General features: G+C 58.9%; 23 protein-coding genes. 8 read left to right on the top strand and 15 right to left on the bottom strand.

The window, feature by feature from the left end; translation table 11 throughout:
• The first annotated feature begins 16 nt into the window (after positions 1-16).
• The 4 genes from PRI8871_RS05765 (at position 17) to PRI8871_RS05750 (ending at position 5,339) form a co-directional block, all read left to right on the top strand.
• A complete protein-coding gene (locus PRI8871_RS05765) occupies positions 17-1,042 on the top strand; it encodes a glycosyltransferase family 2 protein (protein ID WP_245897783.1) in 1,026 nt (341 codons plus the stop codon).
• 177 nt (positions 1,043-1,219) lie between these two features.
• Positions 1,220-2,206, top strand: coding sequence for a glycosyltransferase family 2 protein (locus tag PRI8871_RS05760; RefSeq protein ID WP_370741959.1), 987 nt, complete (start codon positions 1,220-1,222; stop codon positions 2,204-2,206).
• Positions 2,203-3,909 (top strand): DUF5927 domain-containing protein, encoded by a 1,707-nt coding sequence (locus tag PRI8871_RS05755; protein WP_108885254.1) that lies wholly within the window; start codon positions 2,203-2,205, stop codon positions 3,907-3,909. Before PRI8871_RS05760 ends, PRI8871_RS05755 begins: the two co-directional genes overlap by 4 nt.
• A 2-nt stretch (positions 3,910-3,911) precedes the next feature.
• Positions 3,912-5,339 carry a nodulation protein NodH gene (locus PRI8871_RS05750; RefSeq protein ID WP_108885253.1) on the top strand — a complete coding sequence of 476 codons (1,428 nt, stop codon included), beginning with the start codon at positions 3,912-3,914 and terminating at the stop codon, positions 5,337-5,339.
• Positions 5,340-5,343: 4 nt separating this feature from the next.
• On the opposite strand, the gene PRI8871_RS05745 is transcribed toward PRI8871_RS05750, so the two are convergent.
• The 6 genes from PRI8871_RS05745 to PRI8871_RS05720 all read right to left on the bottom strand — a co-directional run bounded on the left by PRI8871_RS05745 (position 5,344) and on the right by PRI8871_RS05720 (position 9,178).
• The gene (locus PRI8871_RS05745; protein ID WP_108885252.1) at positions 5,344-5,808 is read right to left on the bottom strand and encodes a PTS sugar transporter subunit IIA; all 465 of its coding nucleotides are present in this window, start codon (positions 5,806-5,808) and stop codon (positions 5,344-5,346) included.
• Between the two features lie 61 nt (positions 5,809-5,869).
• Positions 5,870-6,433 carry a ribosome hibernation-promoting factor, HPF/YfiA family gene (gene hpf / locus PRI8871_RS05740; protein ID WP_108885251.1) on the bottom strand — a complete coding sequence of 188 codons (564 nt, stop codon included), beginning with the start codon at positions 6,431-6,433 and terminating at the stop codon, positions 5,870-5,872.
• 244 nt (positions 6,434-6,677) lie between these two features.
• On the bottom strand, positions 6,678-7,436 hold the full coding sequence (lptB, locus tag PRI8871_RS05735; protein ID WP_108885250.1) for an LPS export ABC transporter ATP-binding protein: 759 nt from the start codon (positions 7,434-7,436) through the stop codon (positions 6,678-6,680).
• Positions 7,436-7,924, bottom strand: coding sequence for a lipopolysaccharide transport periplasmic protein LptA (gene lptA, locus PRI8871_RS05730; protein WP_108885249.1), 489 nt, complete (start codon positions 7,922-7,924; stop codon positions 7,436-7,438). The genes lptB and lptA overlap by 1 nt, the downstream gene beginning before the upstream one ends.
• 4 nt (positions 7,925-7,928) lie before the next feature.
• Positions 7,929-8,540, bottom strand: coding sequence for an LPS export ABC transporter periplasmic protein LptC (lptC, locus tag PRI8871_RS05725; RefSeq protein WP_108885248.1), 612 nt, complete (start codon positions 8,538-8,540; stop codon positions 7,929-7,931).
• 23 nt (positions 8,541-8,563) lie between these two features.
• Positions 8,564-9,178, bottom strand: a complete 615-nt coding sequence (locus PRI8871_RS05720) for a ribonuclease D (RefSeq protein ID WP_108885247.1) — start codon at positions 9,176-9,178, stop codon at positions 8,564-8,566.
• Between the two features lie 867 nt (positions 9,179-10,045).
• Here PRI8871_RS05720 and PRI8871_RS05715 point away from each other — a divergent pair.
• Together PRI8871_RS05715 and PRI8871_RS05710 are read left to right on the top strand one after the other, a co-directional pair.
• Entirely contained in the window at positions 10,046-10,735 is a 690-nt protein-coding gene (locus PRI8871_RS05715; RefSeq protein ID WP_108885246.1) for a sugar transferase, read from the top strand.
• 126 nt (positions 10,736-10,861) lie between these two features.
• A complete protein-coding gene (locus PRI8871_RS05710) occupies positions 10,862-11,260 on the top strand; it encodes a VOC family protein (protein WP_108885245.1) in 399 nt (132 codons plus the stop codon).
• Here PRI8871_RS05710 and PRI8871_RS05705 read toward each other — a convergent pair.
• The 6 genes from PRI8871_RS05705 to hslO all read right to left on the bottom strand — a co-directional run bounded on the left by PRI8871_RS05705 (position 11,257) and on the right by hslO (position 17,720).
• Positions 11,257-11,748: a L,D-transpeptidase family protein gene (locus PRI8871_RS05705; RefSeq protein ID WP_108885244.1), complete on the bottom strand. Its 492-nt coding sequence runs from the start codon at positions 11,746-11,748 to the stop codon at positions 11,257-11,259. The two genes, PRI8871_RS05710 and PRI8871_RS05705, sit on opposite strands and share 4 nt — an antisense overlap.
• Positions 11,749-11,841: 93 nt before the next feature.
• Positions 11,842-13,059, bottom strand: a complete 1,218-nt coding sequence (locus PRI8871_RS05700; protein ID WP_108885864.1) for a class I SAM-dependent RNA methyltransferase — start codon at positions 13,057-13,059, stop codon at positions 11,842-11,844.
• Between the two features lie 39 nt (positions 13,060-13,098).
• On the bottom strand, positions 13,099-14,931 hold the full coding sequence (locus PRI8871_RS05695) for an ABC transporter ATP-binding protein (protein ID WP_108885243.1): 1,833 nt from the start codon (positions 14,929-14,931) through the stop codon (positions 13,099-13,101).
• Between the two features lie 74 nt (positions 14,932-15,005).
• A complete protein-coding gene (locus PRI8871_RS05690) occupies positions 15,006-16,154 on the bottom strand; it encodes a CCA tRNA nucleotidyltransferase (protein WP_245897782.1) in 1,149 nt (382 codons plus the stop codon).
• Complete coding sequence (locus tag PRI8871_RS05685; protein WP_108885242.1) at positions 16,151-16,747, bottom strand: CoA pyrophosphatase; 597 nt, start codon at positions 16,745-16,747, stop codon at positions 16,151-16,153. Before PRI8871_RS05685 ends, PRI8871_RS05690 begins: the two co-directional genes overlap by 4 nt.
• Entirely contained in the window at positions 16,740-17,720 is a 981-nt protein-coding gene (hslO, locus tag PRI8871_RS05680) for an Hsp33 family molecular chaperone HslO (protein WP_108885241.1), read from the bottom strand. Before hslO ends, PRI8871_RS05685 begins: the two co-directional genes overlap by 8 nt.
• Positions 17,721-17,795: 75 nt before the next feature.
• Between hslO and PRI8871_RS05675 the strand changes: the two genes are divergently transcribed.
• Positions 17,796-18,233, top strand: a complete 438-nt coding sequence (locus tag PRI8871_RS05675; RefSeq protein ID WP_108885240.1) for an NUDIX hydrolase — start codon at positions 17,796-17,798, stop codon at positions 18,231-18,233.
• On the opposite strand, the gene PRI8871_RS05670 is transcribed toward PRI8871_RS05675, so the two are convergent.
• Entirely contained in the window at positions 18,218-19,501 is a 1,284-nt protein-coding gene (locus PRI8871_RS05670; RefSeq protein WP_108885239.1) for a PP2C family protein-serine/threonine phosphatase, read from the bottom strand. The genes PRI8871_RS05675 and PRI8871_RS05670 overlap by 16 nt on opposite strands.
• A gap of 126 nt (positions 19,502-19,627) precedes the next feature.
• Here PRI8871_RS05670 and PRI8871_RS05665 point away from each other — a divergent pair, with 126 nt between their 5' ends.
• Positions 19,628-19,951, top strand: coding sequence for a histidine kinase (locus tag PRI8871_RS05665; RefSeq protein WP_108885238.1), 324 nt, complete (start codon positions 19,628-19,630; stop codon positions 19,949-19,951).
• Here the strand turns inward: PRI8871_RS05665 and PRI8871_RS05660 are convergent.
• Both PRI8871_RS05660 and ilvA read right to left on the bottom strand, forming a co-directional pair.
• Entirely contained in the window at positions 19,936-20,748 is an 813-nt protein-coding gene (locus PRI8871_RS05660; RefSeq protein WP_219929006.1) for an SDR family NAD(P)-dependent oxidoreductase, read from the bottom strand. The genes PRI8871_RS05665 and PRI8871_RS05660 overlap by 16 nt on opposite strands.
• The gene (gene ilvA, locus PRI8871_RS05655; RefSeq protein WP_108885861.1) at positions 20,745-21,971 is read right to left on the bottom strand and encodes a threonine ammonia-lyase IlvA; all 1,227 of its coding nucleotides are present in this window, start codon (positions 21,969-21,971) and stop codon (positions 20,745-20,747) included. The genes PRI8871_RS05660 and ilvA overlap by 4 nt, the downstream gene beginning before the upstream one ends.
• Positions 21,972-22,071 lie beyond the last annotated feature (100 nt).

Genomic DNA, 22,071 nt, shown 5'->3' with positions numbered 1-22,071 from the left:
CGATGAGGCTTTCGTTTTGGCACAGGCACCCACCCCATGGACCGCGTATAAGCTGCGGCTAAAGCGGCGAAGGCTGCTTTGGCGGTCCTTCCGGTCGCGCCACGTCTTGCGCCCGGTTGCGGATCGGACCAGTGGCATCAAGCCCCCTGATATCCTGTGCTTTATGACGGTGAAGAACGAAGCGCAGCGCTTGCCTTATGTTCTGCAACATCACCGGGCTTTGGGCGTGGCGCAGTTCCTGATCGTCGACAACAATAGCACCGACGACACCCGCGCCTTGCTGCAATCGCAGCCGGACGTTTCGCTCTGGCAAACCGGGGCCAGCTATCGCGGATCGCGCTTTGGTGTGGATTGGATGACGTGGTTGCTTATACGCTATGGGCATGGCCACTGGTGCCTGACGATCGATGCGGATGAGCTGCTGATCTACCCCGATTGCGACCGCGCGGACCTGCCCGAATTGACCGCGCATTTGGCGGCAACAGGCCAGACGGGCCTTAGCGCCCTGATGCTAGAGATGTACCCCAAAGGCCGGCTGCAAGATCAGACCTACCGCGCAGGCCAAAACCCGACTGAGGTGCTGACCCATTTCGACCCATACGGCTATCGCGCCCAGCGGCAACAGCCGATGCGGAACCTTTGGGTGCAAGGCGGCCCGCGTGACCGGGTGTTCTTTGCGGAAGCACCTGACATGGCGCCGACGCTGAACAAGATCCCGCTGATTCATTGGAACCGGCGCTATGCCTATGTGAACTCGACCCATGCGGCCCTGCCACCCCATTTGAACGACGTGTTCGGACCGGCGCAGGTGAGCGGCGCGTTGCTGCATACCAAGTTCCTGCCCGAGGTTGTGGACCGATCAGCCGACCCCGACCACCGGGCCCAGCATTTCAACCGGCCCGACCAGTTTGGCGACTATTTCGACGGGCTGGCCGCGAACCCAGACCTGTGGTGCCCCGAGTCGCTGCGCTACACAGGGCCGAAACAGTTGGAAGATCTGGGGCTTATGCAGCGCGCCGCGTTTCGGGCCGCCTGTGGATAGTTTACCTGCACAATTTTCGCGCCTATAGTTTTCTCAACAATAAAACAGAGCAGTCTGCGCAAAATCCAAACTGGTGACATCGGGCAATGGCAATCGGCCGTTAATCTTGCCACGATACCGCTATGAGGACAGCTGCGCGTCACGAGGGCAGATTTGAGTCTACGGCAGTCATACCGCTTGCGGCTTCAGCGTCGGCGCCTGTTGATCCGGGCGTTTCGAAAGCGTCGGCAATTGCGGCCTGTTACCAATCGCACGGGTAAAATTCGGCGCGGCGATATCCTACTGTTCGCCACCATGCGAAATGAGGCGGTGCGCCTGCCGTATTTCCTGAAGTATTACCGTGACTTGGGCGTGTCGCATTTCTTGCTGGTCGACAATGACAGCACGGACCGAACGCTGCAATTTCTGTCCAACCAGCAGGACGTTTCGGTCTGGCACACGCGGGCGGGCTATAAGAAATCCCGCTTTGGGATGGACTGGATGAACCATCTGTTGCGCGTCTATGGCGACGGGCATTGGTGTCTGACGGTCGACCCGGATGAGTTATTTGTTTACCCGTTCTGCGACACGCGGCCTCTGTCGGCACTGACCGATTGGCTTGATGCCTCGGCTGTGCGGTCGTTTGGGACCATGCTGTTGGATATGTACCCAAAGGGCAAGCTGAACGCCCATAAGTATGAGGCGGGCGACAACCCGGTGGATATTGCTGCGTGGTTTGACCCCGGCAACTACCTGCTGCGGCGCAATGATCTGATGTGGAACCTGTGGATTCAGGGCGGGCCACGGGCGCGGGTCTTTTTCGCCGATCAGCCTGACAAAGCCCCGGCATTGAACAAGATCCCGCTGGTGAAATGGGACCGGCGCTATGCCTATGTCAGTTCAACCCACAACATGCTGCCGCGCGGGTTGAACCTTGTCTATGAACAGGCAGGCGGGGAAAAGGCGTCGGGCGTGCTGCTGCACACCAAGTTTCTGAACACCTTCAACAAAAAGGCCAAAGAGGAGCTGACCCGCAAACAGCACTATTCCGGCAGTCAGGAATATCTGGCCTATGCGCATATGGTGAAGGAAAACCCGGACCTGTGGTGTAGCCATTCGGAAAAATACATCAACTGGCGTCAGCTTGAAATTCTGGGCCTCATGTCAAAGGGCAACTGGGCATGAGCACGCTGGGCATCGTCATGCTGGTTCACACCGCGTTCCGCCGGGCTGAACAGGTGGCCCGCCATTGGGCCAACGCCGGCTGTCCGGTGGTGATCCATGTGGACAAGGCTGTGCCGAGCGCGGCCTACGACCATTTCGCGGGCAAGTTGGCGGATCTGCCGGGGGTCACGCTTGGGCCTCGGTATCGCTGTGAATGGGGGACATGGGGCATTGTCGCGGCCAGTCAGGCGGCCAGCCAACTGCTTCTGGATCAGCACCCAGAGGTGCGCCACGTCTATCTGACCTCGGGGTCATGCCTGCCGCTGCGGCCTGTTGGCGAATTGATCGAATATCTGAACGCTCGGCCCGATACGGATTTCATCGAAAGCGCCACAACCGCCGATGTGCCCTGGACGGTCGGCGGGCTAGAGGCCGAACGATTTACGCTGCACTTTCCGTTCTCATGGCGCAAGCGGCGGGCTTTGTTCGACAATTTCGTCGCGCTGCAACGGCGGCTGCGGGTGCGCCGCAAGATCCCCGAAGGCTTGGTGCCGCATATGGGCAGCCAGTGGTGGTGCCTGACGCGCGATACCCTGTCGGCCATTCTGAATGATCCCAAGCGCAGCCAGTATGACACCTATTTCCGCCGCGTCTGGATTCCGGATGAAAGTTATTTTCAGACCATGGCACGGGTGCATGCCAAGAAGGTTGAAAGCCGGTCGCTGACCCTGTCCAAATTCGACATTCAGGGCAAACCGCATGTCTTTTATGACGACCACCTGCAATTGCTGCGGCGGTCGGACTGTTTTGTGGCGCGGAAAATCTGGCCTAAGGCCGATGGTTTGTACCGCGCCTTCCTGACGGACCCGGACCGCGCGCTGAAGCGGACGGAGCCTAATCCGGGCAAGATTGACCGCATCTTTACCCGCGCCGTGGATCGCCGCACGCGTGGCCGTCCGGGGTTATACATGGCCAGCCGCTATCCGAACCACGGGTGGGAACATGGCATCACGGCTTGGCCCTATTCGGTGTTCCAAGGCTTTGACGATCTGTTCGAGAACTTTGGCGGTTGGCTGAACCGCACCGCGGGCGCGCGGGTGCATGGCCATCTGTTTGCCCGCGACCGAGTGCATTTTGCCGGCGATGCCGACACGTTCAACGGCGCGATGACCGACAATGCCAAGCTGCGCGATGCCAATCCCAAGGCCTTTCTGACCAACGTCATCTGGAACACGCGCGGCGAACGTCAGTGCATCCTGTTTAGCCCGCGCGACCGGCAGGCGGTGCTGCATGACATGGTACGCGACCCGAACGCGCAGATCTCGGTGATCTCGGGGGCTTGGGCGGTGCCTTTGTTCAAGTCCAACGCGAATTTCGGCGATATCCGCAAACGGGCCGCGCTGCTTCAGAAGATCGAAAACGAAGCGCTGCAATTGCTTCAGGCGCATCACGTTCAGGCCCGCGTGCGCATCTGGTCCTTGGCGGAATTCATCGAAGCCCCGTTGGAGCCGTTGCAGGCCATCATCGAAGAAATCGCACATTTGCCCGACAATCGCCTTCGTGAGGCGCCGCATATGACCGATCTTGCGGGCTTTGGACCGTTTCTGCAAAGGCTGAAGAATGAAGGCATGCACCCCTATCTGATGGGCGATTTCCCCGCCGAAGCCCGAACCGCCAGCGCAGGCGACCGTCCGCGCAAACCCTATCTTGTGAAGAAGTCATAACCATGCCCAAACCCTTCACGTCTTTCGTCGTTCTGGCCGAAATGCGCACCGGTTCGAATTTTCTTGAGGCCAATCTGAACGCCTTTGACGGGATCGAATGTCTGGGTGAGGCGTTTAACCCGGCCTTTATCGGCTATCCCACGGCGACGGACATCCACGGCATTTCCAAGCAGGAAAGGGACGCCAAGCCGCGCCGCCTGTTGCGGGCCATTCAGTCCGATAGCGGCACGTTGCAGGGGTTCCGCTATTTCCACGACCATGATCCGCGCGTGCTGGATGACATTCTGAACGATCCCAAATGCGCCAAGATCATCCTGACCCGTAACCCGCTCGACAGCTATGTCAGCTGGAAGATCGCGCAGGCGACCGGGCAGTGGAAGCTGACCAATGTCAAAAAGCGCCGCGAAGCGCAGGCCGAGTTCAACGCCGATGAGTTTGAGGCCCACGTGACCGAGCTTCAGCAGTTTCAGGTAACAGTGATGCACCGTCTGCAAAAGTCGGGGCAAGCCGCGTTCTACATCGCCTATGAAGATTTGCAGGACGTTGAGGTGTTCAACGGGTTGGCAAAATGGCTGGGCGTGGATCAGTCGCTGGACAGCTTGAACAAGTCTTTAAAGCGGCAGAACCCTGAACCGGTGATCGACAAGGTCGCCAACCCAGATGACATGCGGCAGGGGCTGGCACGGCTGGACCGGTTCAACCTGACGCGCACGCCCGCGTTTGAGCCGCGCCGCGGCCCGATGATCCCCAGCTATGTCGCCGGGGCGAAAACGCCGCTGCTGTATATGCCAATCCGCTCCGGCCCCGAACTTGCCGTGCGTCAATGGATGGCCGCGCTGGACGGGGTCGATGGGTCTGAACTGGGAACCAAGTTCAACCGGGCCGAACTGACAGGGTGGAAACGCGACCGCCCCGGACATCGGAGCTTTACTGTGGTGCGCCACCCTGTTGCGCGGGCCCATGCGGTGTTCTGTGCCCATCTGCTGCGCACCGGGCCGGGGGCGATGTTGATGATCCGGCGGGCGCTGATCCGTCAGCATGATGTGCCGCTGCCTGCCGAATGGCCCGATCCCAACTATGGGCGGGATGAGCATCGCGAAGCGTTCAGCGCCTTCTTGCGGTTTGTGCGGGCCAATCTGGCCGGGCAAACGGCCGTGCGGGTCGACAATCACTGGGCGTCCCAGTCGCAATGCCTGATGGGGATGGCAGACTATAACCTGCCTGACATGATCGTCCGAGAGGATGAAATGGACGTCTACCTGCCCAGCCTTGCGATGCAGGTGGGGCATCTTTCGCCGCCCGATCCCGAACCTGTACCGAACAAAGCGCCTTTCGCACTGGCCGACATTTACGACGACCAGATTGAGGCGCTCGCCCAAGAGGCGTATCAGCGCGACTATACTATGTTTGGGTTCCGCGACTGGGACTAAGCGGTTAGGCGGCCTTGGTCGCCTGCGCTTCGGTCAGGATGGTGTACAGCGTTGCCGCATCGGGGTTCGCCCGCAGCTTGCGGCAAATGCTGACCTCGCGCAGGGTGCGCGATACCAGCGCCAGCGCTTTGAGATGTTCAACGCCTGCGTCCTCGGGGGCGAACAGGGCAAAAACCAAATCGACCGGCTGACGATCGACCGCTTCAAAATCAATCGGCTTTTCCAGCAGGATAAACGCGCCCACGACCGAATCGAGGCCGGGGACGCGCGCATGAGGCAAAGCAACGCCATGGCCCACACCGGTTGGGCCAAGGCTTTCGCGTTCCATCAGGGCTTCGACACACATATTCGCGCCTACCCCGTATGCGGTATGCGCAAGCTCAGCGACATCGTGCATCAGGCGTTTCTTGCTGGACACGCCAGCCAACACCTTCACAGCTTCTGGTTTCAAAAGTTCCACAAATGTCATGATGAGCCTGTATGATGGCAGAAGCCAAGGAAAAAAGTTGTCCCGTCAGGGGCGTGCTGAATTATGGATCAATCCAGCCAATATTGCCGTCTTCGCGACGATAGACAACGTTTACTCCATCCTTCTTTTCGTTTCGGAACACCAGCACCGGGGCGCCAGCAAGTTCCATCTGCATCACTGCCTCGCCCACGGTCAAAGATGGGATCTTGGTTTCCATCTCGGCCACGATGATCGGTTGCAGCGTCTCGGGCTCCGACTCTTCATCGTCGGTGCCGCCGGCGAGGATATACGAGGATGCGCCCATGAGTTCAACAGGTGCCGTCCGGTCCTTATGATGGTCCTTCAGACGACGCTTGTAGCGGCGCAACTGCTTTTCCATTTTCTCGCAGCAGCTGTCGAACGCCGCATAGATTTCGGTTTCATGGGCTTTGGCAGTTGCAGTCAGTCCGGTCGACAGGTGAACCGTCGCTTCGCAGACATACTCATGTGCGCTTTTGGAAAAGATCACGCTGGCGTCGGTCGGCCGCTCTGCATATTTCTGAACGGCAGCTCCTAACTCGTCTTTGACATGAGTTTGCAGGGCCTCTCCGACATCGATGTGCTTTCCCGTGATTTGGTAGCGCATGGCATTTCCTTTTTCTTATGAGTCACCCGGACAGCCCGGACGAATCCGGTTTTGGGCGGATGACTGTGGGGGAAGACGCACCGGCATTCGGCTTGATCTGTGTCGCCCCATGGAACAAGGGTACCGCGCACAAAACTGAAAAATGCCGAGGCGTCATACTTCAATATGAGGCGATTGAAGGGGCGTGTGTCAACTATATGACGCGATAGAGTGCGAAACTTTTTTCAAGAAAGTGACCAGAAGTTCAGGAGATTTTGAAACTATCGCCAAGATAAACGCGGCGAACGTTTTCGTTTCTAACAACTTCGTCCGGGGCGCCGGACATCAGCACCGTGCCATCGTGCAAAATATAGGCGCGATCCACGATTTCCAGCGTTTCGCGCACATTGTGGTCGGTGATCAAAACACCGATTCCCCGTTTCTTCAGGTCGGCCACCAGAAAGCGGATGTCATTGACGCTGATGGGGTCGACGCCTGCAAAGGGTTCATCCAGCAATAGATATTTCGGATCGGCGGCAAGGCAACGGGCAATCTCAACCCGGCGGCGTTCACCCCCCGAAAGGGCCAGCGCGGGGGCGCGGCGCAGATGTTCGATCGAAAATTCGCTGAGCAGTTCTTCCAGACGTTCGCGCCGTTTGTGGCGGTCGCGTTGGGCGATATCCAGAATGGCGAGGATGTTATCCTCAACCGACATGCCCCGGAAAATCGACATTTCCTGCGGCAGATATCCAATGCCCATACGTGCACGGCGGTACATCGGCAGGTAGGTCGCATCACGCCCGTCGATCAAGACCTGGCCGCCTTCGGGGTTCACCAGACCGGCAATCGCATAGAATGACGTGGTTTTGCCTGACCCGTTCGGCCCCAAAAGGCCGATCACTTCACCGCGATGCAACTTCATCGACACGTCGCGGATTACGACGCGCTTTTTGTAGCTTTTGCGCAGGTGGTTGATGACAAGGCCGCTTTCGCCGTCGGTCACAGTAAGGTCGGGCGCGGCCATCAGTTTTTCGCCGGTTGCAGAATGGTCGTGACACGCCCCGACAGATTGGCCTGACCGGTTTCAAGGTTCAGATCCATCCGTTCCGCCGTTGCGGCATTGGTGCCTTGGGTCAAAAGCACATTGCCTGTCATCACGACATTGCCGGTTTCGACCGCGTAATCGGCGTTCTGCGCCTCGGCCGCGTCGGGGCCACTGACCAAGGTCACGCCGCCGCTGGCTTTTAGCATGTCAATCGCGCTGCGGTCCTTGTTGAAGATCACGATGACCTCAGCTGCGGCCAGGCGCATTTGCCCCTGCACGATGACCACATTGCCCGAATAGATGGCGGTGCCGTCGTCTTGGTTCACCTTGAGCGAGTCTGCCGACACCTCAACCGGTTGCGACGTGTCATGTTCTGACGCGCCGAACCCAACGTTGGTGCCTTGGGCCAATCCGGCAAACGGGGCGAGGGCGAGGCTGCAAATCAATAGGGCCGAGCGAAAGAACATAGGATTACTCTTGGTTTTGTCTGGGCAGGTATACCAGTTTCACACCTTCGGTGAAAAGCAGTTGTATGCGCCCATCGGGCTTTGTCGTCGTAATAATCAGCTTACCCGCGGCAAACTGCCCTTCGGGGCCGGTTCCTTCGACGGGGGCAAGTGTTTCGACATAGACGTCATTCAGGGCGGTGCGCATCGCGGCCGTGGTCACGCTGTAGCCTTGGGACGATGCAATCTGAACTCCGCCGGTCAGCAGGGCCATATTGTCATCCATCTGCACTTCGATCTGATCCGAACGCATGTTGATGGTGCCCTGCGTGTCCGATTCCAACGCGCCCGACACCGTTTCGCCAATCGCGGCATCAGAGCTACCGGGGGCAGGGCGGGCAGATGTGGCGGTAAAGCTGATCCGGTCACCTTCGGCGGTAACGCCGGAAAAATGCGGCGCGGTGATCTGTTGGTTCGCAACACGATCTTTCAATTCGCGATCCGCAAAGGGCAGCTCGCCAACCTTGGCCACCTCTTCGGACAGAAGAAACACCGTCGACAAAAGACCCAGCGCCGTCAGCGGGAACAAGATCTTGAGCCAGGCAATCACCCGTGAATATGTGTTGTCCCGCCGCATCTGGATGCTGTCCTTTGTCCGGGTCAGGCGTGGGCGAAAATATCGGTGTCTGGCCAGCCTTCAAGGTCTAGCAACGCCCGCGTCGGCAGGAAGTCAAAGCAATTTTGCGCCAGCTCGCTGCGGCCTTCACGCTCTAGCCGTTCGTTCAGGATCTCGCGCAGGCGATGCAGGTGCAACACGTCGGATGCGGCATAGTCCAGTTGCGCGTCGGTCAACGTGTCTGCGCCCCAATCGCTGCTTTGTTGCTGCTTCGAGATATCAACCCCCAGCAGTTCCTGTGTCAGATTCCGCAGGCCATGGCGGTCCGTGTAGGTGCGGATCAGGCGGCTGGCGATCTTGGTGCAATAGACCGGGGCTGTCAGTGCGCCAAAGGCATTGTACATCGCGGCGATATCGAACCGGCCATAGTGAAACAGCTTCAGCACATCGCGATCGGTCAGAAGGCGGCACAGGTTCGTCGCTTCGGTCTGGCCTTTGGCAATTTGCACCAGATGCGCATCGCCATCACCGGCAGACAGTTGAACAACGCACAGGCGGTCGCGATGCGGGTTCAGCCCCATCGTTTCGCAGTCAATGGCGACCACCGGGCCAAGGTCCAGATCTTCGGGCAGATCGCCTTTGTGCAGGTGGTTGGCCATAGAACGGTCTCACTACTTAAATCCTGAACGGCACATATCCGTTGCGCGGGCTCTGTTCAACATCAACCGCTGCGGTGACGGTGGGGCGAAGCGAATCAAAAAGTGGCAAAAATGGGCCAGAATGTGACGCGATACGTTCGACGGTGCCTGAATATCCATAGATATTGCGTGATGATTATTACATTTTGAAACATATTGAGAGGATTGTGGCGCGGTGGCGCCAACAGCGCTGACAGGGCCTCAAGCCCGCATTCGATGAATACAAATCCCGTCGTTCAGACTTCGACCTCGCGGAAACAGATGGTGCGGAAAAATGAGCATTTTCGCATACAATTAACAACTTTTGGTACAACTGTTCGCGCATGCAGCAATTGACCAAGGGTCAGCCCGCGTAAACGTGATCATTGCCCCCTGTATGTTGGAGTAATTGTTTCATGCAGGCGGTCAATATTCAAAGGGCGTTTCCGAAAAGTGTATCAAAAAGACACAAAATTGCGCCCGACGAAACGGGCGCAGCCCCCGCAATTCGGGCAATATATCCAAAGATTGAGCCATTCTCGAACGCGATTTCACGTTCCAAACTTTGGGGCAAAAAAGGCAACCGTTGACGGGTTTTCGCCACAATTGCATAAGGGAGACATCCCGGCAGCACGCCGGAAAGACATGATTTTGACATAACGAGTACTAGGGGGCTGGTGCTGTATCTGTCGGAAGAAGAAACGCACCGCCGCGCCAGTGGCATAGACAAAACGACAACCGGACCTGAACACCCGCCTTGGCGGAACGGCTTTTTGCAGCCTTAGGGAACGGTGCCACGGGTCAGCGGTGCAAGGACACTTTCGACGCAACCTCGAAGGAGAGGTCGGAATGGTTACGCTGGCCCGTCGCAAGTCTCTGGCGACTGAATTTGACAAAATGATTACCGATGCGCTGTTTGCGGCGCCGACCACCTCGCTCTATCGCGATGGTCTGAAGCGGGGTCTGGATATCGCTCTCATCCTGATCGCAGCTTTGCCCGTCGTTCTCGTGGTCGCAATCCTCGCTTTGCTGGTGTCGCTTGACGGATCGTCTCCGTTCTACCGTCAGCAGCGCATCGGCAAAAATGGCCGCGTGTTCAGCATGTGGAAACTGCGCAGCATGGTTCCGAACGCGGACCGCCAGTTGCAGGCCTATCTGGACAAGAACCCCGAAGCCCGCGCCGAATGGGATCACAGCCAGAAACTGCGCCACGATCCGCGCATCACCCGCGTTGGCCACCTGATCCGCAAAACCTCGCTCGATGAACTGCCGCAGCTTTGGAACGTGCTGAATGGCGACATGTCGCTGGTTGGACCGCGTCCGATGATGGTGTCGCAGAAAGATCTGTACCCCGGCACGGCCTATTACGCTCTGCGTCCCGGCATCACCGGCTTCTGGCAAATCTCGGTTCGCAACGAAAGCAGCTTTGCCGATCGTGCCGAGTTTGACACCGCCTACCTGCGCAAGCTGTCTTTCGTAACTGATCTGAAAGTTCTGTACCGTACCTTCTCGGTCGTGGTGAATGGTACTGGCTGCTAAGTGGCCGCGTTACCCAGTAACTGATGCGCGCATTGGTGGCCTCGTCTGTTTCAGACGGGGCCTTTTGCGTTCTGGCCCTTGCCGCACACCCACGGCATAGTCCACCAAGCTAGGATCGGAGGCCACATGACACCCACGCTTGATACCTTGGACCACTTGGTTCTGACTGTCGCTGACATCGATCAAACCGTGGCCTTTTACACGGGTGTTCTGGGTATGATCGCCGAACAGTTCACCCCGGCGGACGGCAGCACGCGTTGGGCGCTGAAATTCGGGTCGCAAAAGATCAACCTGCATCTGGCCGGGCGTGAATGGGATCCAAAGGCGCAGACGCCGGTGCCGGGGTCTGCGGATTTGTGTTTTCTCAGTTCGATAGCGCTTGAAGTTTGGATCGACTGGTTGAAAGGCCAGCATGTGCCGGTCGAAATGGGCCCGATCAACCGAACAGGCGCAACAGGCCCCATCCGGTCGCTGTACCTGCGCGACCCGGATGGCAATCTGCTAGAGATCAGCAACCCGCTTTAAGGCCGGATCGCAATCGGTGTGCCTTTGCCGATCATGCTGTAAATTTCGCGCACTTCGCGGTTGGTGACGGCGATACATCCAGCCGTCCAATCCTGACCGCCCTTGCGGTACTTCCACGGACGACCATGAATAAAAATATCCCCGCCGGGGGATTTGCCCAAGGCGCGCGCCTCGGCCCGGTCAGAGGCGTCGGGATAGGAAATGCCAAGCGATAGGTAGAATTCGCTGTTGGGGTTTCGGCGGTCGATAAAGTAATCGCCCTCGGGCGTTTTGCCGTCGCCGCTGATCTTTTTGTCGCCCACCGGGGAAAAGCCCAAGCCGATGTCATAGCTGCGCAGCACCGTCTGACCGTTCAGCAGGTGCATTTTGCGCGCCTCTTTGAACACGACAATGCGCGTGACTTCCGGCCCGTTATAGGCCGAGAATTTTGAACATGATGCCACACCTGCCACCAGCAGGACGGCCACTAGAACCCTCAGAATCCGCATATCTCTGCTCTTTGCTTTTTGCCAAGACCATACAGGATTCGCCCGGCCCGAGCCAGCCACCTGAATCGAGGAAGCGGATAGGTGCCGGGTTCTTCAGATATCCAGCGACAGCGATGCGACCAGTTCAACATGGGTGGACCAGCGGAATTGATCGACAGGCTGCACCCAATCAAGCCGATAGCCCGCCGCCAGAAGCGTCGCGGTATCGCGGGCAAAGGTCACCGGGTTGCAGGACACATGCGCCACTTTGGGCGTGCGAATACTGGCGATTTCGGCAACCTGCGCCTCGGCCCCGGCGCGAGGCGGGTCGATGACGATGGCGTCAAAACGCTTCAGCTCTTCGGGCAGCAACGGATTGCGGAACAGGTCGCGGGCTTCGCATGTCACACGGCGCAGCCCTTCGGCCATGCGCCACCCTTCGTTCAGGGCGGCGATCATGGCCTTTTCGCCTTCGACGGCATGAACTGCGGCGGTGCGGGCAATCGGCAAGGCAAAGGTGCCGCTGCCGCTGAACAGATCCGCCACATGGGTCGCGCCGTCGACGATAGACAGCACTGCGCGTTGCAAGGCCGCTTCGCCCTCGGCGGTGGCCTGAAGGAACGACCCGGCAGGCGGCGTCACACGGGCATTGCCGAAAATCTGATAGGGGCGGCGGCGCAGCAGGGTTTCATCGTCCCAGCACAGCCGCGCCAGATCGTGTTCGTCCGCAATCTTGGCCAAGGCGCCGCGCAGGGCCGTATCGGCAGGCTTGCCGCCGGTGACAGCAACATCCAAACCGACTTCGGATTTCGTCACCAGAACCGACAATTCGCCCTTACGGCTGCTGCCCAGAACGGCCAGCTGTTCCACCATCGGCAGCGCAGCGGTTAGATCGGGGTGCAGCAATTGGCAGTTCGGGATCGACACCACCACGTCCGAGGCTTTCATATGGAACCCAGCCAATGCGCCCTTTTTGGTGCGCCGCGCCGAAAAAGACGCCCGCCGACGCGACAAGGGCGGCGATGTTTCGATGGGGCGGATTTCGGCCTCGATACCGTGGGCCAGCAGCGCATTGCGCACCACGCCTGCCTTCCAGTCGGCCAGAAACCCGTCCGACGCATGCTGAAGCTGGCAACCACCGCAGGATTTGGCATGAACACAGGGCGGTTTGACCCGGTCGGACGAGGGCGTATCGATCCGCACATCGCGCAAGGTCTGCCCGTCCGGGGTGCCGGTTACGGTTTCACCGGGCAGGGTGCCGGGCACATATAGCGGCCCCTGGGCGATCCCGTCACCCTGATAGCCCAATCGATCGATGGTCACTTGTGTCATGATGCAGGACATAGCCGCAGGCCGGGTTTGGCGAAAGTGTTATTCCGCAGCATCCTGTGCGCCAAGGAACCCGCCCGATTGCCGGTTCCAGTAGCCCGCATATAGCCCGCCCTTGGCCAGCAGCGCATCATGCGTGCCGGATTCGGCGATCCGCCCATGATCCAGAACGATGATCCGATCCATGCTGGAAATGGTCGATAGCCGGTGCGCGATGGCCAGCACGGTCTTGCCCTCCATCACATGGTCCAGCGCGATCTGGATCGCGGCCTCAACCTCGGAATCAAGCGCGCTTGTCGCCTCGTCCAAGATCAGGATAGGCGCGTCTTTCAGAATTGCGCGGGCAAGCGCGATGCGCTGGCGCTGCCCGCCCGACAGTTTGACACCCCGTTCGCCAAGATGCGCGGCATAGCCCGTTCGGCCCTTGTGATCTTGTAGTCCCAGAATGAAATCATGCGCTTCGGCGCGGCGGGCGGCGTCATGCACCTCGGCCTCAGTCGCGTCGGGGCGGCCATAGCGGATGTTGTCCAAAGCGGACCGGTTGAACATCGCCGTTTCCTGCGTGACCATACCGATCTGCCTGCGCAGGCTTTCCTGCGTCACACCCGAGATGTCCTGACCGTCGATGGTGATCTTGCCCCGCTCGGCATCATAAAGGCGCAGCAGCAGCGCAACCAAGGTCGATTTCCCGGCACCCGACGCGCCGACAATCCCCACCTTTTCGCCCGGCGCGATTGTCAGGCTAAGCTGTTCGACCCCGCCTGTTTCACGTCCGTAGGAAAAGCCGACGTCTTGCAGCGCGATTTGGCCTTTCGGCACCCGCAATTCCGCTGCGCCGGGTTTGTCCAGCAACCGGTGCGGTGGGGTCAGGGTGCGCATGCCGTCCTCAACCTCACCAATGTTGGCGTATAGCCCCATCAGCGTAAAGCTGACCCAGCCCGTCATCTGCGCCAGCCGCAGCGCAACGGCCCCCGTGGCGGCGATGTCGCCTGCCGTGACCATCCCGCGCGACCAATACCAAAGCGCACCACCCACCAGCAGGATCGGCAGCATGCCCGCCGCGGTCATCAGCACGAACCGAAACGCGACCGAGATTTCGCCAAATTCAATCGTGCGCTGCCGGAAGGTGGCCATGGCGTTCAGCGCGGCTTTGTCCTCATGATCGGCATGGGCGAATAGCTTGACCGTTTTGATGTTGGTCACCGTGTCTACGATCTGGCCGCTGACAATCGCCCGCGCCCCGGCCCTTGACTTGGACCGTTCGCGAATGCGCGGCATGAAATAACGGATCATGAACCAATAGCCGACCAGCCAAAGAAGCAGGGCAATCGCAATCCGCGCATCCACCGTTCCAAGCAGCAGGATCGCCCCAATGACCGAGGCGAGCGCAAACAGCACGGTGTGGATCATCTCAATCACCACATCGGTCAGCGCACGGGCGGTCTGCATTTCCTTCTGTGCAATACGCCCGGCGAAATCGTCATCAAAGAAGGTGACAGATTGGCCAAGCGTGAACCGGTGCAGGCGGGACAAAACCAGATTGAAGATGTTCGGCCCCACGGCCAGCGATTGCGTATACGACGTTGCTCCGAACAGCGCGGGCCGCAGCACCATGAAGAACAGCACCGCGATCAGGATCAACGTGCTATTCTGCGCAAACACCTGCGCAGGGTCAGAGGCCAGCGCCGCATCGACGACCTGCCCCAAGACCATCGCGGCCATCACCTCAACCACGCCTGCCGCGATGGATAGCGCCGCCGAGATCAGCAGCGCCCAGCCCGACCCTTTCAGCGCCCAGCGAATGAACGGCAGAAGCGTTTGCGGCGGCGCACCGTCAGCGGGGGCAAAGGCGTTGATCCAATTGGCAGCTTTCATCGGCAATCCTTTTGGCGGATTGGGCCCGCCTATGGGCTTGAAGATAGCCAGTTTGCCCGGACTTGCCAGCCGCGTTAGCCTAGAAGTTGGTCTTTGGTCAGGGCAAAACCGGATTGGACCCACTTGTCTTCCAGCGCGCGCAACCGGTCGCCAAGCGCCTTGCCTTGCAGCGCGGGCATCAGATCGGACGCAGCGACGGGGAAAACGGCCCGCGCCCCGCGCTGCGCTTCGGGCAGTGCGTCTGCGGCCAGCGGTTGTTCGAACTGTGCAGATCTTAGCAACAGGACATCGCGTGCGATGTCATACCCATGGCGATAGCCCAATTCGGCTGCGCCCTCGGCACTGCCCATCAAGGTTTGATAGGTTGTTAACCGGCGCTGGTCAGTCTTGGGCAAACGCAGCGCCGCGCCGTCGAAATAGCCCATGCCGGCCAAACGGCGCAGGGGGTCGGGCGCGATAGTATGGCTTTGCTCCAGATGGATCAGAACCGGCAGGCCTCGCGCCACCGCACCGGGCAGGCAGGCCGCCAATGCGCCGGTATGATCCATCGCTGCAATCGCAGGCGCGGGGTCTGGCGCGCGGACCAGTTTGGCGATCTCGCTCCCGACCCTCTCTCGGGACAGGCTAGAAATGCCGTCCAAGTTGCGGGCGATCCCGTCCAGGGCATCGGCATCAAATCCGCCCGCCGGATCGCCGTACCAGGCGTTGAACCGGAAGAACCGCAAGATGCGCAGATAGTCTTCGCGGATGCGGGTCGCGGGATCGTCGATATAGCGAACCCGCCGCGCGGCCAGATCGGGCAGCCCGCCAACCGGGTCATGGACCTGCCCAGTTTGATCGGCATAAAGCGCGTTCATCGTGAAGTCACGGCGACGCGCGTCTTCCTCCATCAGGTTGGAAAACCGCACGACGGCATGCCGCCCATCGGTTTCGACATCGGCGCGATAGGTGGTGATTTCGTGCGGAATGCCCTTGGTGACCACGGTGATCGTGCCGTGGTCGATGCCCGTCGGGATCGGCTTCATCCCTGCATCGGTGGCAAGGGTCATCACCACATCGGGCCTCGCATTGGTGCAAATGTCGATGTCATCGACCGGCGCGCCAAGCAGCGCATTTCGCACGCAACCGCCAACCAAATATGCCTCATACCCGGCGCGGGTCAGCATCGACATGACGGCCTGAGTCTGTGGCCGGGTCAGCCATTCCCCCGTGACCTCGGTCACTGGGCCATGCGACTGACCAAACCGCGCAGAATGCGGGCCGTCGCCCCCCAGATGTAATAGGGCCCGAATGGTGCCGTATAATAATGCCGCATCTGGCCTTGCCAGCGCCGCGACTGAACCGAATAGCGCGACTGGTCCAGCGCATGCGATAGCGGCACGCGAAACACCTCTTCGACCTCGCCCGCCTCTGGCCGTTCGTCAAAGCGCGCGTGGATCAGGCCAATCACCGGCGTGACCACAAAGCTGCTGACGGTTTCATGTGTCGGCAGGTCGCCCAACACCTCAACAACATGTTCGGGCAGGCCAATTTCTTCGCGGGCTTCGCGCAGGGCGGCGGCGGTTGCGTCGGCATCGCCATCGTCCACCTTGCCGCCGGGAAAGGCAATCTGACCGGGGTGGTGTTTCAGCCGAGAGGACCGTTTCGTCAGGATGACCTGCGGCACAGGGCCTGTCAGGTCAATCGGAACCAAAACGCCTGCCGGTCGCAATTTGCGTCCGGCGGGCAGTTTGATCGTTGGATTTAGATCAAAGTCAGACGACCCGTCGCCGCCGTGCGCAATGGCCCGGCGTAGGGTCGACGCGATGTCAGTCATCCTTCTTCGCCTGAAACCCGACGGTGGTCGGATCCAAAACGTAATGCGCACTACAGAACTGACAATCCGCCGTCACTTTACCGTCGGGCGTTGTCATATGCGCGATGTCCTTTGCCGAATAGATCGACAGGCTTTGCCGCACGCGGTCTTCCGAACAAGTGCAACCAAACTTGACCGGCTGTGCCTCATAGACGCGCGGCTGTTCTTCGTGGAACAGACGCACCAGCAATTCGGCTGGCGTGACGGACGGGCCGATCAACTCCAACTCCTCAACCGTGGCGAGGTGGAAGTTCACGCGGTTCCAGTTTTCCTCATCATCATCCGAATTGCGGTTTGCCGCTTCGGAAATCGACGGGTCCAGCAGGGCCGCCGCGCCCAGAGGCGAGGCTTTGGGCATATGTTGCAACATGATGCCACCTGCGCGCCAATGTTCGGCAACGCCCGGTTCAATCGACTTGCCGAATGCCAGCTTGAATTTGGTCGGCAGCTGTTCCGACTGAGCAAAATAGGCCTCGGCACAGTCGCTTAGCGAATTGCCGGCGATGCCCGTGATGCCCTGATAGGGTTTCGTGCCTTCGCCTTGGTCGATCAGGATGGCGAAATACCCGTCGCCAAGCTGTTCAAACGGCGCCTGATCGGTGATGCGGTCGGCGTCAAAGCTGGCATAGGCCCGGATGCGTGCCGGTTCGCCTTCCTTGGTTGGGCCGTAGTAATCGGTCGCGATCATTCGCACAGCGCCACGGGTTTGCACCTGCAACGACAGTTTCCAGCGCAGTTTAATTGTCTGTCCGATCAGTGCCGTCAAAAGCGCCATCTCGGCGACAAGCGCCTCGACCTGCGGCGGATACGCATGCTGTTTCAGGACGCCGCTCAGCACGCCGTCCAGCCGGGCGATCCGGCCGCGCATGTCCGAGGCATCCAACTGAAACGGCAGGACTGTATCGTCCCAGGCGATTTTGTTTCCGAGTGTCATGGGGTTTCCTTATCTGCCGCTATTTGGCATATCGCGACAATATAGGTACGGCAACCCGCTGACCAAGAGGCGAACATGATTCTACGCGTGGGCGATCCCCCTTTGGCTGGTAAGTCTTATTCGATCCGGCACGGCGTTTATGCCATTTTGCCGGGGGCGGCGGGCCTTCTGGTGACACATCAACAAGAGCCGACGCCCGAGTTTCAATTGCCAGGCGGTGGCATCGACCCCGGCGAACATCCTATTGCCGCGCTGCACCGCGAGGTTTTTGAGGAAACTGGTTGGCGGATCGCCGCGCCGCGCCGCATCGGTGCCTTTCGCAGATTTACCTATATGCCTGAATACGATCGCTGGGCCGAGAAGCTTTGTACGATTTACATCGCTGATCCCGTTCGCCCCCACGGCCCCCCGACCGAGCCGGGGCACACAGCCCTTTGGATGCCGGTTGACGTTGCGCTGGAAATGCTGGGCAATGACGGTGATCGGCATTTCGTACATCAGGTGTTCGGTTGATATTCTAGCAAGACGGCGGAAACGTCGTCTTTCAGGTCCGTTGGATCCCGCGCCATTTGGCACAGCGCCCAATATAGATCGTCCAGAAATTCCGACCCTGGACTGTCCGGCAGATTCGTCACCAGGCGTTGAAGCCCTTCCTCCTCAAGCATGTTCCCGTTCTTTAGGATGCATTCTGTGATCCCGTCGGAATAGAAAAGTAGTTGGTCGCCGGGGTTCATCCGAAGAGTGGTGGTTTCCAACTCCGGGTCCGGTAGCAGACCGATCGGCATGCCGCCATCGCCAATGAACCGGCTGCTGCCATCCGCGGCCATCAGCAAAGGCGGGGGATGCCCGGCTTGCACGAATTTCACCAGACCTGAGGCCATGTCGACATTGGCATAAGCCATGGTCAGGTATTCGTTAACGCCATGGTCCGCCATAAGGCGCCTGTTCAGCCGTTGAGCTACGTCCGTCGGGTCGCGCAGCGCGAAATATTTATTGAACCTAGGTTCAAGGGCAAGGTTCTGTTCAGGGAATTCGCTGCTCAGATAGCCCGCGACACGTGCGGTAATCATTGCCGACGTAATGCCGTGGCCTGACACATCAATATTGTACATCCCAAGCCGACAATCGCCTGGCGTGAACATTCCGACAAGATCCCCCCCAACGTGACCGCAAGGTCGCAACAGCAAGCTGACACGCGATCCCCTCAAGGTCATTTGCCGGGCTGGAACAAGGGACTCCTGAATGCGCCGCGCCTGTTGCAGGTCTTTGTCGATATCATCGTATAGTTTGCGAACGACTGTGAGAGTTTCGGAAATGACCGCGTTCTTCTCAGACAGTTCTTGCTGCATGCGCAAAATGCGATCTCCGGCATTGATCCTTGCCCGCAATTCGCTGCCATTGATCGGTTTCGATAGAAAATCATCCGCGCCCGCATCCAGCCCACGCGCGACCTCTTCCTTATCCTGTTTGGCGGTCAGTAGGATAAAATATCCATAGCTCTCCCTCTCCATCCGTCTGAATTCACGGCAAAACTCCAACCCGTCCATTCCTGGCATCATCCAGTCCGACAGAACCAAGTCCGGGTGGTGTTCAGCGCAAATGTTCAGCGCGTCTTGGCCGCTTGCCGCTTCGAACACCTCAAATCCAGTACGATTCAACATGGCCCGCAAGATCCGACGCTGCAATTCGCTGTCGTCAACGATCAATGCGCGGCGAATCGTAGGTGTGTCCGCCTGTCTGGAAATAGGGACCTGATATTGCAAATGTGAGCCTTCAAACATGCTGCTTACATGTTGGAGCCTACGCGCTGTCCGTTAATGGTCCGTATACAAGCGCGAAAAGTTTCTCAGGCGATAGAAACCGAATCTTCATGATTTCGCCTGCAAGTTCTTCCAGCGGAGGTTGTCATGGCAATTGATTGGATGCGTGTCAGGGAATTGTATGAAGAAATCGGTCCTAATGATTTCGATGAAGTTGTTGACCTGTTCTTGGTTGAAACGTCGCAACTTCTTGCCGACTATCGCAGTGCTTCAGTCGCGGAAATTCCTGCCGCCCTTCATGCGCTGCGGGGAAGTGCGATGAATCTGGGGTTCCGCGATTTTGTAGCGCTTTGTGCGGAAGGGAGTGCGCCTGAAGAGGCCGAGCTTCAGGATTGTTTTGAGACATCCTGCCAGGTGTTTCGCGAACAGTTTTCCTGTGCGCTAAGCGGTGCGGCTCAGACCAGCTTATGAATGTCGTGCAGCGTCTTGGCATCAGAATTTTGGACGCGGTCATGCACCTTTTGCATGCCTTTTATCCAGCGGTCCGTATCTTCCATCCGGCGCTGGGCAAAGGCTGCAGCCTCTGGATGCGGCAAGATCAAAAAACGCCGCGCTTTCATACCTTCAATCGTGGCCTTGGCCACGTCATTCGCCGAAATCACACCGGCGGTTTGCGGCGCATCACCTTCGCCATACCCGAGCAAAGGCGTGGCCACATAAAGCGGGCAAACGACGGACACAGAAATACCTTGCTGTCCATGCGCTATGGCCAAGGATTGTGCCAGACTGACGGCGGCATGCTTGGTGGCGGAATAGGCGGCATCGCCCACTTGGCTCAGCAATCCCGCAGCAGAGGCGATGTTCACAACCCAGCCGTTCCCGCGCCTGATCATTTCAGGCAATACAAGCCGCGCCGCCCGCAAATGCGCCATGACGTGCACTTCCCAGTTGGCTTGCCAATGGTCATCGGTGGCCGATGTCGGCCCGTTGGGTTCTCCGCTGGCAAAGCCAGCGTTGGAAATCAAAATGTCGATGTGTCCAAGGCGGCTTTGCGCCTCATCTATCATAGCGGAAATTTGAACGGGATCGCGGACATCGCAAGCAACAGCTTCTGCCCCAATCGCTTTTGCGGCGGCAGCGGCGGCCTCGAAACTCAAATCACACAAAATCACACGTACACCGGACTCGGCCAGTTGCGTTGCAATGGCCCGCCCGATCCCCTGAGCCGCGCCAGTGACAAGCGCGGTCTTCCCCGTCAGTCCCATCATATCACGAACTGGGCCAGCGTTTCGTTGTCGGTGATATCTTGATAGACATATCCGCCTTCATCCAACTTGGCCAATAGCACATCAAAATTCGAAGGATCCAGCGTCTCTATGCCGATCAAGACAGAACCGAAGTTGCGTGCCGATTTCTTTAGGTATTCAAACCGTGCCACATCGTCATCAGGGCCAAGGCAGCCAAGGAAATGCTTCAATGCCCCCGGTCGCTGAGGCAGGCGGAGGATATAGTATTTCTTGACCCCCGAGAAGCGCTGCGCCCGTTCCTTCACCTCGGGCAAACGTTCAAAATCAAAGTTCCCACCCGATGTGACACATACGACAGTCCGCCCGCGGATGGCTTGGCCAAGATCTTTCAGCGCGTCCACTGACAGTGCCCCAGCAGGTTCCAAGACAATGCCTTCTACGTTCAGCATGTCCAATATCGTGGTACAAAGACGGTCCTCCGGCACCGTCAGTGCGTTGGCCAGACCAACATCCTTTAGGCATTCAAAGGTGCGCACCCCGATTTGCCCAACAGCGGCCCCATCGGCGAAGGTGTTGACCTGTGGCAGTGGCACCGGTTTGCCCGCAATCAGCGCAGCGCGCAGGCAGGCCCCGCCCGCCGGTTCGACAAAGGTGTATTGGCAGTCATGACCAAAGTAGCTCAACAACCCGGAACCAAGCCCGCCACCGCCAACAGGGATGACCAGATGGTCGGGAACGCGACCCAGTTGCTCCTCTATTTCGACGCCGACGGTGGCTTGGCCTTCGATCACATCATCATCGTCAAAGGGCGACAGGAAATGCCCGCCTTCGGACGCGCAAAACGCCTGCGCGGCGCGCAGACAGTCGTCGAAATAGTCGCCGACCAGCCGGATTTCGATCGCGTTTCCGCCGAAAATCCGGGTTTTCTGGATCTTCTGTTGCGGGGTCGTGACGGGCATAAAGATTACGCCGCGCTGCCCGAAGTGACGGCACATATAGGCGACGCCCTGCGCGTGATTGCCCGCACTGGCGCAGACAAACAAATCCGCGTCGGGCCGTTTGCGCATGGCATTGAATGCGCCGCGCAGTTTGTAACTGCGTACGGGGCTAAGGTCTTCGCGCTTCAGCCAAATATCTGCGCCAAACATCTCAGACAGATGGGCGTTGCGCTGCAATGGGGTCGCGTCAAACACGTCGCGCATGGCGGTTGTGGCGGCGCGGGCTTTATCTTGAAAATCACTCATGCTTTGTTTGTGGATCAGGGCGTAGGCCCGCGCAAGTGTCTGCATTTCTTGGAGCGCGTATTTCAGGCGTTTACCCGCATGGCCACTGTGATAGCGTTAC

The organism is Pseudoprimorskyibacter insulae (genome assembly GCF_900302505.1).
GTDB classification, from domain to species: domain Bacteria; phylum Pseudomonadota; class Alphaproteobacteria; order Rhodobacterales; family Rhodobacteraceae; genus Pseudoprimorskyibacter; species Pseudoprimorskyibacter insulae.
The sequence above is the reverse complement of the archived record's forward strand: the minus strand, read 5'-3'. Positions and strand labels throughout refer to the sequence as shown.